Source organism: Pseudomonas sp. SYWMCR5 (genome assembly GCF_057197165.1).
The window spans coordinates 65,134-78,871 of the sequence record NZ_JBXUNH010000010.1; the positions used below are offsets into that span (position 1 = coordinate 65,134).

14 protein-coding genes are annotated in these 13,738 nt (G+C 64.6%); 11 read left to right on the plus strand and 3 right to left on the minus strand.

The window, feature by feature from the left end; all coding sequences use genetic code 11:
• Positions 1 to 2 precede the first annotated feature (2 nt).
• Positions 3 to 500, plus strand: coding sequence for a sorbitol dehydrogenase (locus tag AC2CGW_RS22245; RefSeq protein ID WP_186666948.1), 498 nt, complete (start codon positions 3 to 5; stop codon positions 498 to 500).
• Entirely contained in the window at positions 497 to 2,719 is a 2,223-nt protein-coding gene (locus AC2CGW_RS22250; protein ID WP_484574612.1) for a GMC family oxidoreductase, read from the plus strand. The genes AC2CGW_RS22245 and AC2CGW_RS22250 overlap by 4 nt, the downstream gene beginning before the upstream one ends.
• A 44-nt stretch (positions 2,720 to 2,763) precedes the next feature.
• On the opposite strand, the gene AC2CGW_RS22255 is transcribed toward AC2CGW_RS22250, so the two are convergent.
• Together AC2CGW_RS22255 and AC2CGW_RS22260 are read right to left on the minus strand one after the other, a co-directional pair.
• On the minus strand, positions 2,764 to 4,086 hold the full coding sequence (locus AC2CGW_RS22255; RefSeq protein ID WP_186666946.1) for an APC family permease: 1,323 nt from the start codon (positions 4,084 to 4,086) through the stop codon (positions 2,764 to 2,766).
• Between the two features lie 130 nt (positions 4,087 to 4,216).
• Positions 4,217 to 5,038, minus strand: a complete 822-nt coding sequence (locus tag AC2CGW_RS22260) for a carbon-nitrogen hydrolase family protein (protein WP_186666945.1) — start codon at positions 5,036 to 5,038, stop codon at positions 4,217 to 4,219.
• Between the two features lie 177 nt (positions 5,039 to 5,215).
• Between AC2CGW_RS22260 and AC2CGW_RS22265 the strand changes: the two genes are divergently transcribed.
• The 8 genes from AC2CGW_RS22265 (at position 5,216) to AC2CGW_RS22300 (ending at position 12,231) form a co-directional block, all read left to right on the plus strand.
• Positions 5,216 to 6,001: a helix-turn-helix transcriptional regulator gene (locus AC2CGW_RS22265; protein ID WP_426351843.1), complete on the plus strand. Its 786-nt coding sequence runs from the start codon at positions 5,216 to 5,218 to the stop codon at positions 5,999 to 6,001.
• 413 nt (positions 6,002 to 6,414) lie between these two features.
• Positions 6,415 to 6,579 carry a hypothetical protein gene (locus tag AC2CGW_RS22270; protein ID WP_186666944.1) on the plus strand — a complete coding sequence of 55 codons (165 nt, stop codon included), beginning with the start codon at positions 6,415 to 6,417 and terminating at the stop codon, positions 6,577 to 6,579.
• A 111-nt stretch (positions 6,580 to 6,690) separates the two neighbouring features.
• Positions 6,691 to 7,620 (plus strand): SctD/MshK family protein, encoded by a 930-nt coding sequence (locus AC2CGW_RS22275; protein WP_484574613.1) that lies wholly within the window; start codon positions 6,691 to 6,693, stop codon positions 7,618 to 7,620.
• A gap of 8 nt (positions 7,621 to 7,628) precedes the next feature.
• The gene (locus AC2CGW_RS22280) at positions 7,629 to 7,991 is read left to right on the plus strand and encodes a hypothetical protein (protein WP_484574614.1); all 363 of its coding nucleotides are present in this window, start codon (positions 7,629 to 7,631) and stop codon (positions 7,989 to 7,991) included.
• Entirely contained in the window at positions 7,991 to 8,326 is a 336-nt protein-coding gene (gene sctY, locus AC2CGW_RS22285; protein WP_371105658.1) for a type III secretion apparatus assembly chaperone SctY, read from the plus strand. Before AC2CGW_RS22280 ends, sctY begins: the two co-directional genes overlap by 1 nt.
• A complete protein-coding gene (gene sctV / locus AC2CGW_RS22290) occupies positions 8,323 to 10,464 on the plus strand; it encodes a type III secretion system export apparatus subunit SctV (RefSeq protein WP_186666941.1) in 2,142 nt (713 codons plus the stop codon). Before sctY ends, sctV begins: the two co-directional genes overlap by 4 nt.
• Positions 10,461 to 11,783 (plus strand): type II and III secretion system protein family protein, encoded by a 1,323-nt coding sequence (locus AC2CGW_RS22295; RefSeq protein ID WP_484574615.1) that lies wholly within the window; start codon positions 10,461 to 10,463, stop codon positions 11,781 to 11,783. The genes sctV and AC2CGW_RS22295 overlap by 4 nt, the downstream gene beginning before the upstream one ends.
• A 13-nt stretch (positions 11,784 to 11,796) precedes the next feature.
• Complete coding sequence (locus tag AC2CGW_RS22300) at positions 11,797 to 12,231, plus strand: hypothetical protein (protein ID WP_238348295.1); 435 nt, start codon at positions 11,797 to 11,799, stop codon at positions 12,229 to 12,231.
• 20 nt (positions 12,232 to 12,251) lie between these two features.
• Here AC2CGW_RS22300 and AC2CGW_RS22305 read toward each other — a convergent pair whose 3' ends face one another.
• Positions 12,252 to 13,037 carry a tetratricopeptide repeat protein gene (locus AC2CGW_RS22305; RefSeq protein ID WP_484574616.1) on the minus strand — a complete coding sequence of 262 codons (786 nt, stop codon included), beginning with the start codon at positions 13,035 to 13,037 and terminating at the stop codon, positions 12,252 to 12,254.
• Positions 13,038 to 13,149: 112 nt separating this feature from the next.
• Between AC2CGW_RS22305 and AC2CGW_RS22310 the strand changes: the two genes are divergently transcribed.
• Positions 13,150 to 13,728, plus strand: a complete 579-nt coding sequence (locus AC2CGW_RS22310; RefSeq protein WP_186708422.1) for a type III secretion protein — start codon at positions 13,150 to 13,152, stop codon at positions 13,726 to 13,728.
• Positions 13,729 to 13,738 lie beyond the last annotated feature (10 nt).

A 13,738-nucleotide genomic window follows, 5' to 3' on the forward strand; every position in this document is an offset into this window, starting at 1 on the left:
CCATGAACGACCAGAACCTGCAGAACTTCATTGAGCTTTCGGCGCTGCTGACGGGCCTGTCCAGCGACCACCTTGCCCCGTCCGACGACCCGGTCAACCTGCCACCGGTGTTTTTCGCCACAGCGCAAAGCGGCATGGGCGCGGCAGCCTTCAGCAATCTGCTGGAGCTGTTTGTCAGCCTCAAGGGCCGGCCCGAGAAAGAGATCGCCGCCGCCATTCTGGACCGCAAGGATTCACCGATCGCCCAGGGCGCGCGTTCGATCATGAAGCTCTGGCTGCTGGGCAGTTGGTACCAGCCCTACGACCTGAAGGACGCGCAGAAAACCAAAGGTGATATCCACGTGGTTTCCGACCAGGCCTACAAGGAAAGCTGGGCGTGGAAGATCGCCCAGGCCCACCCCATGGGCTATAGCCAGTATCACTTCGGCTACTGGGCCGAGCAGCCACCAACCCTCGAGCAATTCACCGGTGTCAAAGCCAAGGAAGGGCAGCAGCCATGAGCCTCGTACAAGCCAAGAACATCGAGCAAGCCGATGTGATCGTCGTGGGCGCCGGCATGGCCGGCAGCGTGATGGCCTACCAGTTGGGCCTGGCCGGGCTCAAGGTACTGGTGCTGGAGTCGGGGCCGGCGATTCCGCCGAACCGCAGCGAGTATCTGGAGCGTTTCTACACCGCGGTGCTCAAATCGCCTGAATCGCCCTATCCGCCTGAGCAGATGGAGCAGACCCCGGACAAGCAGTTCGCTCCCCGAGCGACCATCAAGGACGTGATCACGGTCGCTAGCAACGACCCGCACAAGGATGAGAAAAGCTATCTGGTACAGAAAGGGCCGCTGCTGTTCGCCAGCACCTACGAGCGGGTCGGTGGCGGCACCATGTGGCACTGGATGGGCACCGCACTGCGCCTGTTGCCCAATGACTTTCGCATGAAGTCGGCCTACAACGTCGGGGTCGATTGGCCGATCAGCTATGCCGACCTGCAGACCGCGTACTGCCGCGCCGAGGAGGAGATGGGCGTGTCTGCCGACGTGGCGGCCCAGTCCTATCTCGGCGTGACCTTCCCCGAGGGCTACCAGTACCGCATGCACGGCATCCCGCCTTCGCTGGTCGACCAGGGCGTGGCCAAGGCAATTGACGGCAAGCTCTATAACGGCATCACGCTGAAGGTGCGCCCGACCCCGGCCGGACGCAACTCGCAGAACGACAACGGGCGGCGGGTCTGTGCCGGTAATACCAGCTGTACGCCGATCTGCCCGATCCAGGCCAAGTACGATGCCACCGTGACCATGGCCAAGGCGCTGGACACCGGCAACGTGCGCATCCTCTACCAGACCGTGGCCAGCAAGGTGCTAGTGACCGACAAGCAAGTCAGTGGCATCGAGTTCATCCAGTACCAGGCCGATGGCAAACGCAATGATGGCGTGGCCCAGGGCCAGCGTTACGTCATCGCCGCCCATGCCATCGAGACGCCGAAACTGCTGCTCAACTCCAAGAGCAAGGATTGGCCTAACGGGGTTGCCAACAGCAGCAAGCAGCTTGGCTGTGGCTTGTCGGACCATCCGGTGTACCTGGCCTGGGGCCTGATGCCCGAGGGTAAGCCGCTGTTCCCGTTCCGTGGCCCGCTGTCGACTTCAGGCATCGAGGAAATGCGTGACGGCGACTTTCGCAGGAAACATGCGGCCTGGCGTATCGAGATCGGCAACGAGGGCTGGAACTGGTCGCAGGAGGATCCGTACAAGGCCGTTTGCGACTACATCGACGGGACCAACGAGGGCGGGACCAACCCCAAGAAGTCGGCACTGTCTGGCCAGGCACTGGTCCAGCAGCTCAACAGCGTGCTGACTCGCCAGTTCCGCCTGGGCTTTCTGGTCGAGCAGTTGGAAAAAGACCCGGACAAGGCGCTGTGTCGAGTGAAGGTCAGCGATACCCTCACCGATGGCCTCGGGCTGGCTAGACCGGAGATCGAATATGATTTCTCCGACTACACCAAGGAAGGGTTCAGGCAGGCGCGTTTGGCCGCGACGCACATCATCACTGAGCTGATGGGCGCCAGCGAGTTGACCGACTTCCACCCCAAAAAGGAACCTGGACCGCAAACGGTGTTCGACCATGGCAACGAACGCTATGCGTTCTACGGCGCCGGGCATCTGATGGGCACCTACCGCATGGGTAGCGACCCGGGCAAATCGGTGGTCGACAAGCAGCAGCGCAGTTGGGACCACAAGAACCTGTTCCTGGTCGGCGACGGTGTGTTCCCCACCACCGGTACCGCCAATCCCACCCTGACCATCACTGCGCTGACCTTCCAGGCTGCCGATGTGGTGGCCAGCGACCTGCTTGCGCGCACCGTGCAGGTACAGGCCAACCAGGCCTGGCAGGGGACCGGTGTGCAGGTCAATGGTCACAGTTGGCAGTTGGCGGTGTGCAAGGGCGGGCAGTGGACAGCCAACCCGGCTACCGGGTTCGTGGGCGCCAGTGGTCATGCGGGTTTGATCGCCAAACCTGGCTATACCTTGCCCGGGCAGAACGAAGGTGCGCTGATCGGCCGTATCGGCAGTAACGGCACGCCGTTCCTGATAGGGGACAAGGTGCAGTTGCCGCGTGGCCAGAAGGGCGAGTTGCAGTTGTGCATCAATGACGATCTGGAGGGGCGTTACGGGGTTGGTCTGCGCGACAACCAGGGCAGCTTGAGCGTCGAGCTTAGCTTCGGATCCTTGTAGTCCGCGATGGCAGGAAGGGCACCGGCGTGGCCGGTGCCCTCCGATCACGCTTCTTCGAAATGCATCTCCGGCGGCTGCTTGCTGAACCCACCCGTCAGCACTGCCAGGTACAGGATTCCCGCCGCCAGCCAGGCCAGGCCCAGGTAGATCGCCAGGTGATCCAGGCTCACCATCAGCCACAGGTCTGCCGCCAGGCCGATCAGCGGGAACACCAGGAACAGCAGCACCGCGCGTGGCCCGCGTTCGCCACGGCCGATCCAGTAGTGGAACACCACCGACAGGTTGACCAGGCTGAAGGCCAGGAAGGCGCCGAAGTTGATGAACGAGGTGGAGGTGGTGACATCCATGTGCAACGCCAGAAGCGCCACCACGCCGCACAGCACGATGCTGCCGACCGGGGTGCCGAAGCGCTCGCTCAGGCGCCCGAAGAATGCCTTGGGCAGTACACCGTCACGCCCCATGGCGAACAGCAAGCGCGAGGCGCTGGCTTGGGCGGACAGCCCCGAGGTGAACTGGCCGACGATCAAACCGACCAGGAACAGGCTGACGAACAGGTCGCCACCGATGTTGCGGGCGATCTCGTAGGCCGCCGAGTCGGCGTTTTCGAACTGGGTGGAGGGGTGGGCAAGCTGCACGAAGTAGCTGGCGGCGATGAACAGGAATCCACCGATCAGGGTAATCAGCAGGATCGCCCGCGGGATGTTCTTGCGCGGCTCGTGGGTTTCCTCGGTCAGGGTGCTCACCGCATCGAAGCCCAGGAACGAATAGCAGGCAATCGCTGCACCGCTCATGATCAGCGGCAACTGCACGCCTTCCTTGAAGAACGGCTCCAGCGACCACAGCGGTTTGCTCGCGTCCCCCAGCACATAGTGGATCGCCAGCACCACGAAGGCCGCCAGAACGAGGAACTGCACCAGCATCAGCGCGCCGTTGATGTTCTTCGCCAGGCGCAGGCCGACCACGTTGATCGCCGTGGTCACGCCGATGAACGCCAGCACCCAGACGGCTTGCGGCACGGCGGGGAAGGCCGAGTGCAGGTAGGCCGCGCCGATCAGCCAGATGGCCATGGGCAGGAACAGGTAGTCGAGCAGCACACCCCAGCCGGCCAGGAAACCCAGTTTCGGGCTGATCGACTTGCGCACATAGGTGTAGGCCGAGCCCGCCACCGGGAAGGCGGCGGCCATGCGCCCGTAGCTCAGGGCGGTGAACAGCATGGCGACGGAGGCGGCGAGGTACGCCGAGGGCACCACGCCGCCGGTGGTGTCGGCGAGGATGCCGAAGGTCCCGAGGACGATGATCGGGGTCATGTAGGCGATGCCAAACAGCACCACCGCACTGAGCGAAAGGGTTCGCTTGAGTCGGGCCATTACTGCTTACTCCAGATTATGTTTGTTATGCAGAGTTCGAATGTGCGAGCAATCGTCTTGCACCAGACCCAAGGCTGGCGCCGATACCTGTGTGGGAACAGGAGCTGATTGCCGGCACAGGACCTGGTGTTCAGGCCCCGATCACCAGCTCGCGCAGGCCGTTATCGTGCTCGCGCACTTCGCCCGGCAGGACGAAGCGTCGCTCGGCCAGATAGCTGTAGTCGCGACGGGCAACATCCAGTTGCGCCAGGTCCAGTTCCAGCCCGATGCGGCACTCCTCGCGCCCGGCTTCGCAGAGCAACTGCCCGTATGGGTCGACCACCGCGCTGCCGCCGGCGAACACCAGGGCGCCATCCCCCTCGCCGACGCGGTTGACCATCACTGCAAACGCCTGGTTTTCCATGGCGCGGCCACTGATCGCGGTACGGTGGGTCGGCCCGTAGGGGTCCATGTTGCCGTTGGTCACCAGGATCAGCTCGACGCCCAGTTGGCCGAGGGCGCGGGCGCTTTCGGGGAACTCGATGTCGAAGCAGATCAGCAAGCCCACCCGCACCCCCTTGAACAGCGCAGTGGCGTAGCGGTCGCCCGGGGTGAAGATGCCGCGGTCCGACGCCCACAGGTGGGTCTTGCGGTACTTCAGGGCGATGCCTTCAGCGGTGATCAGCAGGGTGGTGTTGTAGAAGCGGCCGTCGTCACCCGCTTCGGCCATGCCGACCACCACGCCGACGTCACGTTCGCGCGCTGCCTGTTGCACGGCGCGCACGCTGGGGCCGTCGAGGGGCTCGGCGAGGGTTGCGATGTTGTCCTCGCTGGGGAACCCCATCAGCTGGGTTTCAGGGAAGACCACCAGGTCGGTGCCGGCAGGGCAGGCGTGGATCGCCTCCAGGGTGCGGCTCAGGTTGTAGGCGGTGTCACCGTCGCGGCCCACCAGTTGCACGAGTTCGACCTTCATTGCTGTTCTCATAGACCCAATCTTTTATTGAAATGCCCGAGCCATGGCGGTGACATGACCGCCCGGTGAAAAACGGTCAGAATGCGCATCGGACCGAGGCAAGGCTTGCCCGAGTATGCGTCGGCCACCGTATCGGGGGTAATTACGCCCACGTGGTAACCCAACAGGGGTAGAGGCATGCACCTTACGCTGCAGGACCTGGCCTGGCACCGCTCGGTCGGTCACCTGGTCGAGACGCTCGACAAGCCCGGCTTCTGGCTCGCCCTGGTGCGCCTGCTCGATCAGTATGTGCCGTTCGACAGCTGGGTGGCCTTGCTCTTCAGCAATGGTAGACCGCAAGTGTTCGCCGAGTGTCCTGGTGAGGACGGCGGGCCCGACCCGCTGTTCCAGGACTACCTCAAGGGCCTGTACCTGCTCGATCCGTTCTACATCGCCAGCCGCGAGGCGCCGGGCAGCGGCCTGTTCCAATTGGCGGACGTGGCGCCGGAGTGCTTCGAGCAGACCGACTACTACCAGCGCTACTTTCGCCTGAACGTGGTCGCCGACGAGGTGCAGTTCAATGTGCAGCTGGAGAAGGAGCGCACCTTGTGCCTGTCGTTGGGGACCAAGGGGCGTTTCAGCGCCGAGCAGATCACCCTGCTCGACTTGCTGCGCCCCTGGGTGGCCGGGCTGATGCGCCAGCGCATGACGTTCGAGCGCGAATTGCTGGAGCAGGCCACGCCACCGGCGCCACGCTGGCAGAGCCGCCTGGAGGAAACCGTCGAGGCGCTGCAGACACCCCTGACTGCACGGGAACTGGAAGTGGGGCGCTTGATGCTCAGTGGTTGTTCGAGCAAGGAGATCGCGCGCAAGCTGGCGATATCCGCCGAGACCGTGAAAGTGCACCGCAAGCACATGTACAGCAAATTGGGGATCAAGTCACAGTCCGAGTTGTTTTCGCTGTTTCTGCAAGCGCAAAGTTGATTGAGTTCACAGAAGTCATTATTCATCCGCTTATCCTGACGCCTTGTAATATTGGCCCTGTAGCGCCGCCCGCCTTACTGCGTTTATTCAATAACTGAACTTGGCTGCCGGCTGTTTCGACCAGAAAAACAGCGCATTTCCCCAATCCTAGACATTTCAAGGTATTCGGCTTTTCAGCTGAAGGCCTTGCTGTGCATGGCTTGTAGCTTGTGTAGAGGCGGTGCCCGGCAATTTGTATCAAGAGTTTTCCCAACCTTTCACAACGTTTCACAGCAGTGGCGAATATTCATTGCCTAACATGGGCCCCGTGTTAGAGAGCGACTGCCAGACTTCCCCTCAGGCGCTGTCTTGCACGGACTTCTACCCGCCTCAAAGCGGCTTCTTATGAATCCCTATCCTGAAGGAGTATCACCATGAGCAACGTACCTCCAGCAAGCAGCGGTGGCGGCGCAGACGCAGCAATCGCCAAGATGGAAGCCACTTTCAACATGGCTATCGAGAAGTCGGCCAAGATCACCGAGCTGACCACGGCAAAGAAGGCTGAGCTCGACGCCACCAAACAGCGTCCGCAGAACTGACGTTGTGCCCTGCGGGCGGAGGTTGCTCCGCCCGCATGTCTTGCAACGACGCATTTTTCGGCAAGGGCCTGAATGGCCGTTGCCCGTGTTATTCACGGTGGTGCCCCGCCCATGACAGCCCTTACTGCTCTGGCCGCCGTCACCGGTGGCGCGACAGCCTCCAAGCCGGTCCTCAGCGTCACCCAGGGTCTGCACCAGGGTGGCCGGATCAGTCTGGACGGCACCCAGTACACCTTCGGCAGCACACCTGATGCCGACTTCATTCTCAATGACCCGGGCGTCGAGCCCCGCCACCTGGTATTGCGCCTGGCTGACGGCAAGGTCGCAGTCGAGGCCGTGGGCGGCGAAGTGCGGGTCGAAGACCAGCAGGGGCGGGCGATCATCGTTCCGCTGGGCAGCGGTTATCGCGGCCAGTTGCCGCTGCGTATCGCCTTGGGTGAGGCGCGGTTGAGCCTGGAGCACGAACAGTCCGCGCGCGCCGCTGCCGCGATCGCACGGCCCCAGAACGCCTCGGCATTCACCCGCACCCACGTTGCGCTGGCGCTGGGCCTGATGCTGATCTGCGCCTTCGCCTACGCCGTGCGTGGCGAGCCACCCAAACCCCTGGCCGCCAGCGTGATGCCTGCGCCGCGTGCACCGCAGCTGCCTTCGCTGGCGCAGGCCCATCAATGGCTGGGGCAGCAGCTGCAGGTCAACGGCCTGGAAGGCGTACGGCTCAGCGAAGCAGGCGGGCAACTGCTGGCCGAGGGGCGCCTGGACCTGACGCAGAAGGCGCGCTGGCTCGCCGTACGCCAGGACTACGACCAGCGCTACGGCCAGCAGGTGATGCTGCACAGCACGGTCACCGCCCAGGCCGATGTCGCCCGTCCACGGGTGCGCTTCCAGGCGGTGTGGTTCGGCAACAACCCCTATGTGATCAGCGAAGGCGGCAAGCGCCTCTATCCCGGCGCGGCCTTGGCCGACGGCTGGATGCTGGAACGTATCGACAGCGACCAGGTGATCCTGGCCAGGGGTGAAGAACGCTTCACCCTGACCCTATAGGACCGAGCATGAGGATCGAACCGCGGCCATTGTTGCCGTCTTCCACCGAAAAGACCCCCTCCGTCGAGGCCGTGCTCCCGCTGCAGGCGCGCCCCAATGCTCGCTTCGATGCGTTGCTGGGCAAGCGTGAAGTGGCTGGTCGCCGCTCGCTGCGCGCAGAGCTCGAGCAAGCGTGCGCCGGCGAGGAGATCAACCCGGACCTGTTCAGCGGCACCCGTGCGCTGGACCTGCTGCAGTACCTGCTGGACGAAGTCATGCCGTCGCTGGATGCCGAACCGGAGATCCGCGATCTGGCCGAAGACCTGCTTCGTGAAGAGATACACCTGCGCCAGTCCCTGGAGCAGCAACGCGCCGAGGTGCAGGAACCATGATGTCCCGCGAACGACACGACAGCATCGAGCTACTCAAGGGCCTGGGCGACCTCTACCGCCGCAGCGGTCAGCCCCAGCGCGCGCTGGTGATGCTGTTGATCGCCGCGCAGATGGCCCCGCAGGACGGCACGCTGCTGCGCTACCTGGCCATGGCCTTCACCGACAGCGGCAACGCCAGTCGTGCCCTGAACGCGCTCGACCGCCTCACCGAGCAGGAAGGCGAATCACCCGGCCTGTTGCTGCTGCGCAGCCATGCCCTGTGGCGCGGCGGGCGCAAGGACGAAGCGCGCCAGTGCTTCAAGCGCTACCTTAGTGCACGCAGGGCCGCCCGATGAGCCCGCTCGATCGCCTCAACGGCCTGGCGCGTGCGGCCTCCCAGCGCACCGACGTGATCATCGTGTCGTTCATGCTGATGGCCATCGCGATGATGATCATCCCGCTGCCGACCTATCTGGTCGACGGCCTGATCGGCCTGAACATCGCCCTGAGCATGCTGATCCTGATCGTCGCTTTCTATATCAACCACTCGGTGGAGTTCTCGGCGCTGCCGCCGCTGATCCTGCTGAGCACCCTGTTCCGCCTGTCGCTGTCGATCACCACCACGCGGCTGATCCTGCTGCACGGCGATGCCGGCCATATCGTCCAGGCGTTCGGTGACTTCGTCATCGCCGGCCAGGTGGTGGTCGGCCTGGTGGTGTTCCTGATCATCACCGTGGCGCAGTTCGTGGTCATCACCAAGGGGGCCGAGCGGGTTGCCGAGGTCGCCGCGCGCTTCACCCTCGATGCCATGCCCGGCAAGCAGATGAGCATTGACAACGACCTGCGCAACGGCGACATCGACCAGGCCGAAGCCCGTCGCCGTCGTTCGCGCCTGGAGCGTGAAAGCCAGATGTTCGGCGCCATGGACGGTGCGATGAAGTTCGTCAAGGGCGACGCCATCGCCGGCCTGGTGATCCTCGCGGTGAACCTGCTGGGCGGCATGCTGATCGGCATGGTCGAGCGCGACATGCCGTTCGGCACCGCAGTGCACACCTATTCGCTGCTGACCGTCGGTGACGGCCTGATCGCACAGATTCCGGCGCTGCTGATTTCGGTGGCGGCCGGCACCGTGGTGACCCGCGTCAACAGCGACGGTGCCAGCGGTGACCTGGGGACGGAGATCATTCGCCAGTTGGGCGCCAGCCATCGTGCCTTGTTCCTCACTGCATTGATCCTGCTGGGCATCGGCCTGCTGCCGGGCTTCCCGGCGGCGGTGTTCTTCGTGCTTGCCGCAGTACTGGGTGGCTCGGCGTTCTACCTCAAGCGTCGCCAGGCGATCGAGCAGGCTGAGCCTGTGCAAACACCGGAGGCCGAGGACGAACCCCAGGTGCCGACGGTGGAGGCCAGCGTGTCGGCGAGCAAGCCGCTCGACTGCCGTATCCTCCTGGTCATGGGGCCGGGCCTTGCGACCAGTGCGCCGGAGCAGCCGCTACGCCAGCGCTTCGAGGCGCTGTGCCACGAGATCCGTGGCGAGCTCGGCATCGATGTGCCCCTGGCCGCCGTGCATGTGGACGCCAAGAGCGCCGCCCAGCGCTTCGTCATCGAACTTGAAGGCGTGCCGGTGAGCGAAGGTGAACTGCCTGCCGATTGCCTGCTGCTCAGGGACGACCCAGTCAATGTGCAGTTGCTCGACATCCCGATGATCGAAGCCGACTCGCCCCTGGCCGCGCGCAGCGCCCACTGGATCGCTCGTGAGTACCAGGAGCGTCTGGAACAGGCGGGCGTCGGTTTCATGCTCCCCGAGGAAGTCCTGCGGGCGACGGTCGAGCGCACCCTGCGCCGCTACGCGGCAGATTTCCTCGGCATTCAGGAGACCCGTGCGCTGCTGGAAAGCATCGAGGGCAGCTATGGCGAGCTGATCAAGGAAGTGCTGCGCAACCTGTCGTTGCAGCGTATGGCCGAAGCCCTGCGCTACCTGGTTGCAGAGGGTGTGTCGATCCGCAACCAGCGCGCCTTACTTGAGGCCATGGTCGATTGGGGAGGCCGCGATGCCGACGCCGCGCACCTGGCCGAACACCTGCGCGCAGCGCTGGCCCGACAGATCAGCCACCAATATGCCGACCGCAACCGGGTGATCAGCGCCCTGGTGCTGGCGCCGGTGCTGGAGCAGCAGTTGCGCACTGGGATACGGCGTCAGGACGGTAGTCGCGAGGCGATTCCCGAGCAGGTCAGCCGCGCCTTGATGCTGCAACTGCGCCAGGCCTGCGAGCGCCTGCCCGAAGACCGCACCAGTGTGCTGCTGGTACACCCGGAATTGCGCCGCTATCTGCGCCGCCTGGTGCTGCGTGGAGACCTGGAGCTGGCTGTGCTGTCGTTCCGCGAGTTGGCCGGTGAATACAACCTGCAGGCCGTGGGCACTCTCGAACTTGGCGACACCTCTCAACGCCGCTCCACCAGCGGTGCCTCGGTCACTTCTCTGGCGAGTGCTTCATGATCGGTTCATCACGCGTTGGCGCTGTGCTTCATTACCGGCTGTGGCTCGGCCTGGTCGGGTTGCTGCTGTCCTTCCTGGCCACTGCCGATGAGATCGCGGCCGGCAGCCATGGCCGCCTGGACCTGGCATCGGGCGAGGGCAGGGTGCTGCATTTCAAGGCGCCGGTGGCGTCGGTGCTGGTCGCCGAGCCGGGAATCGCCGACCTGCAAGTGGTGTCCGACGGGGTGATCTACGTGTTCGGCAAGGCGCCGGGGCAGACCAGCCTGATTGCTCTGGACGACGCGGGCAAGCAATTGGCGGCCTTGAGCCTGTCGGTGAACAACGCCACCCAGAGCGTCAGCCGTCCGCTGCAGGACCTGCATCCGGCCAGCGGCGCGCAGGTCAGCGCCGTGGGTAATCAGCTGATGGCCAAGGGTTTGGTCAGGGATGTCGGCGAAGCCAGTGACCTCAATGCACTGCTCGACAACCAGAGCCCGGTGCCAGCGGTCAACGCCGCGACCTATGCCGGTTCTGCCCAGGTCAACATCCGCGTGCGCTTTGCCGAAGTCTCGCGTTCCGAGCTGCTGCGCTACGGGGTGAGCTGGAACGCACTGTTCAACAACGGCACCTTTTCCTTTGGCTTGATCACCGGTGGTCGCCTTGCCGCCGACGCCGCCAGCGGTGCATCGAATGTCATCAGCGCCGGCCTCAGTTCGGGCAACGTGAACATCGATTCGATGCTTGAAGCCCTGCAGAGCAATGGCGTGCTGCAGATCCTCGCCGAGCCGAACATCACCGCCATGACCGGGCAGACCGCAAGCTTCCTGGCGGGCGGCGAAATCCCCGTGCCGGTGCCGGTCAACCGTGACCTGGTGGGCATCGAGTACAAGCCTTTCGGTGTGTCGCTGCTGTTCAGCCCGACGCTGCTGCCCAACGGCCATATCGCCTTGCAGGTGCGCCCCGAGGTCAGCAGCCTGATGGGCTCGGACACCACCGACGTCAACGGCTACCGGGTGCCGTCGTTCCGCGTGCGGCGTGCCGATACCCGGGTCGAGGTCGGCAGCGGCCAGACCTTTGCCATTGCAGGCCTGTTCCAGCGCGAAAGCAGCCAGGACATGGACAAGGTGCCGATGCTCGGCGACATGCCGATCCTGGGCAACCTGTTCCGCTCCAAGCGCTTCCAGCGCAACGAGACGGAGCTGGTGATCCTGATCACCCCGTACCTGGTCCAGCCGACCCGCGAGCGCGACCTGGCCACCCCCCTCGATGCCCTGCCGGGCCCTGCGACCGCTTCGGCGGGGCCACGCAGTGGCGGCAAGTTCGGCTTCTACATGAACTGACTTGGGGGTGACCATGAAATCGATCTTTTCCAAGCCGATGATCAGCGCCCCCGCCGGGCTCTGCTGGCTGTTGCCATTGGCACTGCTGGCTGGCTGCCAGACACACCTGGAGCCGGTCTCCTATTCACCGGATTTCCAGCACAAGACACTGGCCAATGGCAGCACCGAGATCCTGCCGGTGGAGTGCCTGAAACCGGCGAGCAAGGATGACTTCGGCCTCGATGAGGACTTCGTGCCGCTGCTGCCGCCGGGCTGCGCCAACAACCTCACGCTGATGCGCATGGTAGAGCAGCCGGACGACCTGGCCCAGGGGCGGCCGACCGGCCCGACCATGGCGGCGCCCGTGGGACGCGCCGCGCAGGTCTATATCGAGGGTTACGATCGCGCCGAGCTGCGTCGACGCCAGGATGAACAGCAAGCGCGCGCCGATCGCCAGGAGAAGCAATGAAACGCGCGCATGTGCAGGTGCTAGCGACCGTCCACCAGGCCCAGCTCGCGGGCCTGGGCCTGGGCATCCGGGATCGCTTTGATGCGCCGGGCTTCGTTGAGCAGCGTCTGGCGTTCGCTGGCGGAGAGATCGTCCAGGGGCAGGCCGGCGACGTCCTGCTCGCGACCGGCCAGTACGGTGACCAGCAGTTCGTTGCGCTGGTGCCGGGGCAGGGCACGGGGCGACTGGCCGACCACGCGCACGGTGTCCAGGGCCCGTTGCGCCTGACCGCCCAGGGCGTAGGCCAGGGCCAGGTTGCAGCGGGTGTCGAGGTCGTTCGGGGCCAGCGCCATGCTCTTGGCGAATGCACCTTGGGCAGCAACGGCCTGGCCGCGCAGGATCTGCGCGATGCCCAGGCGGTTCCAGGCATCGGCGCGGTTGCCACGTTCGGCCGCCTGGGTCAGGGACGTGACCGCACGTTCCAGCTTGCCCTGGCGCAGTTGGGCGCTGCCCAGCCCCAGCAGGGCGTCGAGGTTGTCCGGCTGCAGTTCAAGCGCCTGCTGGTAGGCCCGCTCGGCCGCGCGCGCATCGCCCGCGGCCAGCGTGGTGTCGCCCAGCTTCTGCCAGGCTTCGGGATGGCGCCCAGGTTGCTGCGCGGCATTCTGGTAGAGCGCAGCAGCCGAGGCGGTATCGCCGCGCTGCTGCAGATCGCCCGCCAGGTGCATGAGGCGATCGTAGCCATCGTCGGCAGTGTGTGGCTGGCTGGTGCAGGCACCGAGCAAGGTGCTGGCGATCAGAAGCAGGGTGGACGGCAAACGCTTGGGCATGGAAAGGACTCGAGCGGACGACTGAGTGGCCATTCTAGCGACTTGATGTGTGAATTCGACTGCGCTTCATACGATTTCACGCCTGTGACCTCTGCCAAAGAGGTGATTGCCCATGCGTAACCCGCTCTGGCTCATCGGTTTGTTGCTGGTCGTGCTGTCGTTGCCTGCGCGCAGCGATGAAGGCAAGGGTGACCCCGCCTGGTTCGCCCAACCCTATGCCTACGCCCTGGTCGACCAGGACCTGCGCGGCGCCCTGAGCGAGTTCGGGCAGAACCTGGAGCAGGTCGTGGTGGTGTCCGACAAGGTCCGCGGCAAGGCTCGCAGCCCACTGCGCAGCAGCACTGCCGGCGAATTCCTCACCCAGCTGTGCGACAGCAACGCGCTGGGTTGGTACTACGACGGCAACGTGCTCTACATCAATAGCAACGATGAAGTGGCCACGCGCTTGTTCCGTCGCCAGCCCGGGTTGGACCTGGAGCAGTTGCGCGACTACCTGCAAAGCCTCGATGTGTACGGCCGCCAGTTGTCGCAACGCCCTGGCGCCGACCGCGACGAGCTGCTGGTGTCCGGACCGCCCGCCTACCTGAACATGATCCAGCAGCACCTCGACAACCGACCCCAACCCGTCGCGACGTCCGCAGCCTCCCGGGGTATCCGGGTGTTCCGCGGCGCCAGCGTCAGCGATCACTGAAAAACCAACC

Coding starts and splice junctions, on each gene's coding strand:
- AC2CGW_RS22245 (WP_186666948.1), top strand. CDS start 3: ATGAACGACCAGAACCTGCAGAACTTCATTGAGCTTTCGGCGCTGCTG.
- AC2CGW_RS22250 (WP_484574612.1), top strand. CDS start 497: ATGAGCCTCGTACAAGCCAAGAACATCGAGCAAGCCGATGTGATCGTC.
- AC2CGW_RS22255 (WP_186666946.1), bottom strand. CDS start 4,086: ATGGCCCGACTCAAGCGAACCCTTTCGCTCAGTGCGGTGGTGCTGTTT.
- AC2CGW_RS22260 (WP_186666945.1), bottom strand. CDS start 5,038: ATGAAGGTCGAACTCGTGCAACTGGTGGGCCGCGACGGTGACACCGCC.
- AC2CGW_RS22265 (WP_426351843.1), top strand. CDS start 5,216: ATGCACCTTACGCTGCAGGACCTGGCCTGGCACCGCTCGGTCGGTCAC.
- AC2CGW_RS22270 (WP_186666944.1), top strand. CDS start 6,415: ATGAGCAACGTACCTCCAGCAAGCAGCGGTGGCGGCGCAGACGCAGCA.
- AC2CGW_RS22275 (WP_484574613.1), top strand. CDS start 6,691: ATGACAGCCCTTACTGCTCTGGCCGCCGTCACCGGTGGCGCGACAGCC.
- AC2CGW_RS22280 (WP_484574614.1), top strand. CDS start 7,629: ATGAGGATCGAACCGCGGCCATTGTTGCCGTCTTCCACCGAAAAGACC.
- sctY (WP_371105658.1), top strand. CDS start 7,991: ATGTCCCGCGAACGACACGACAGCATCGAGCTACTCAAGGGCCTGGGC.
- sctV (WP_186666941.1), top strand. CDS start 8,323: ATGAGCCCGCTCGATCGCCTCAACGGCCTGGCGCGTGCGGCCTCCCAG.
- AC2CGW_RS22295 (WP_484574615.1), top strand. CDS start 10,461: ATGATCGGTTCATCACGCGTTGGCGCTGTGCTTCATTACCGGCTGTGG.
- AC2CGW_RS22300 (WP_238348295.1), top strand. CDS start 11,797: ATGAAATCGATCTTTTCCAAGCCGATGATCAGCGCCCCCGCCGGGCTC.
- AC2CGW_RS22305 (WP_484574616.1), bottom strand. CDS start 13,037: ATGCCCAAGCGTTTGCCGTCCACCCTGCTTCTGATCGCCAGCACCTTG.
- AC2CGW_RS22310 (WP_186708422.1), top strand. CDS start 13,150: ATGCGTAACCCGCTCTGGCTCATCGGTTTGTTGCTGGTCGTGCTGTCG.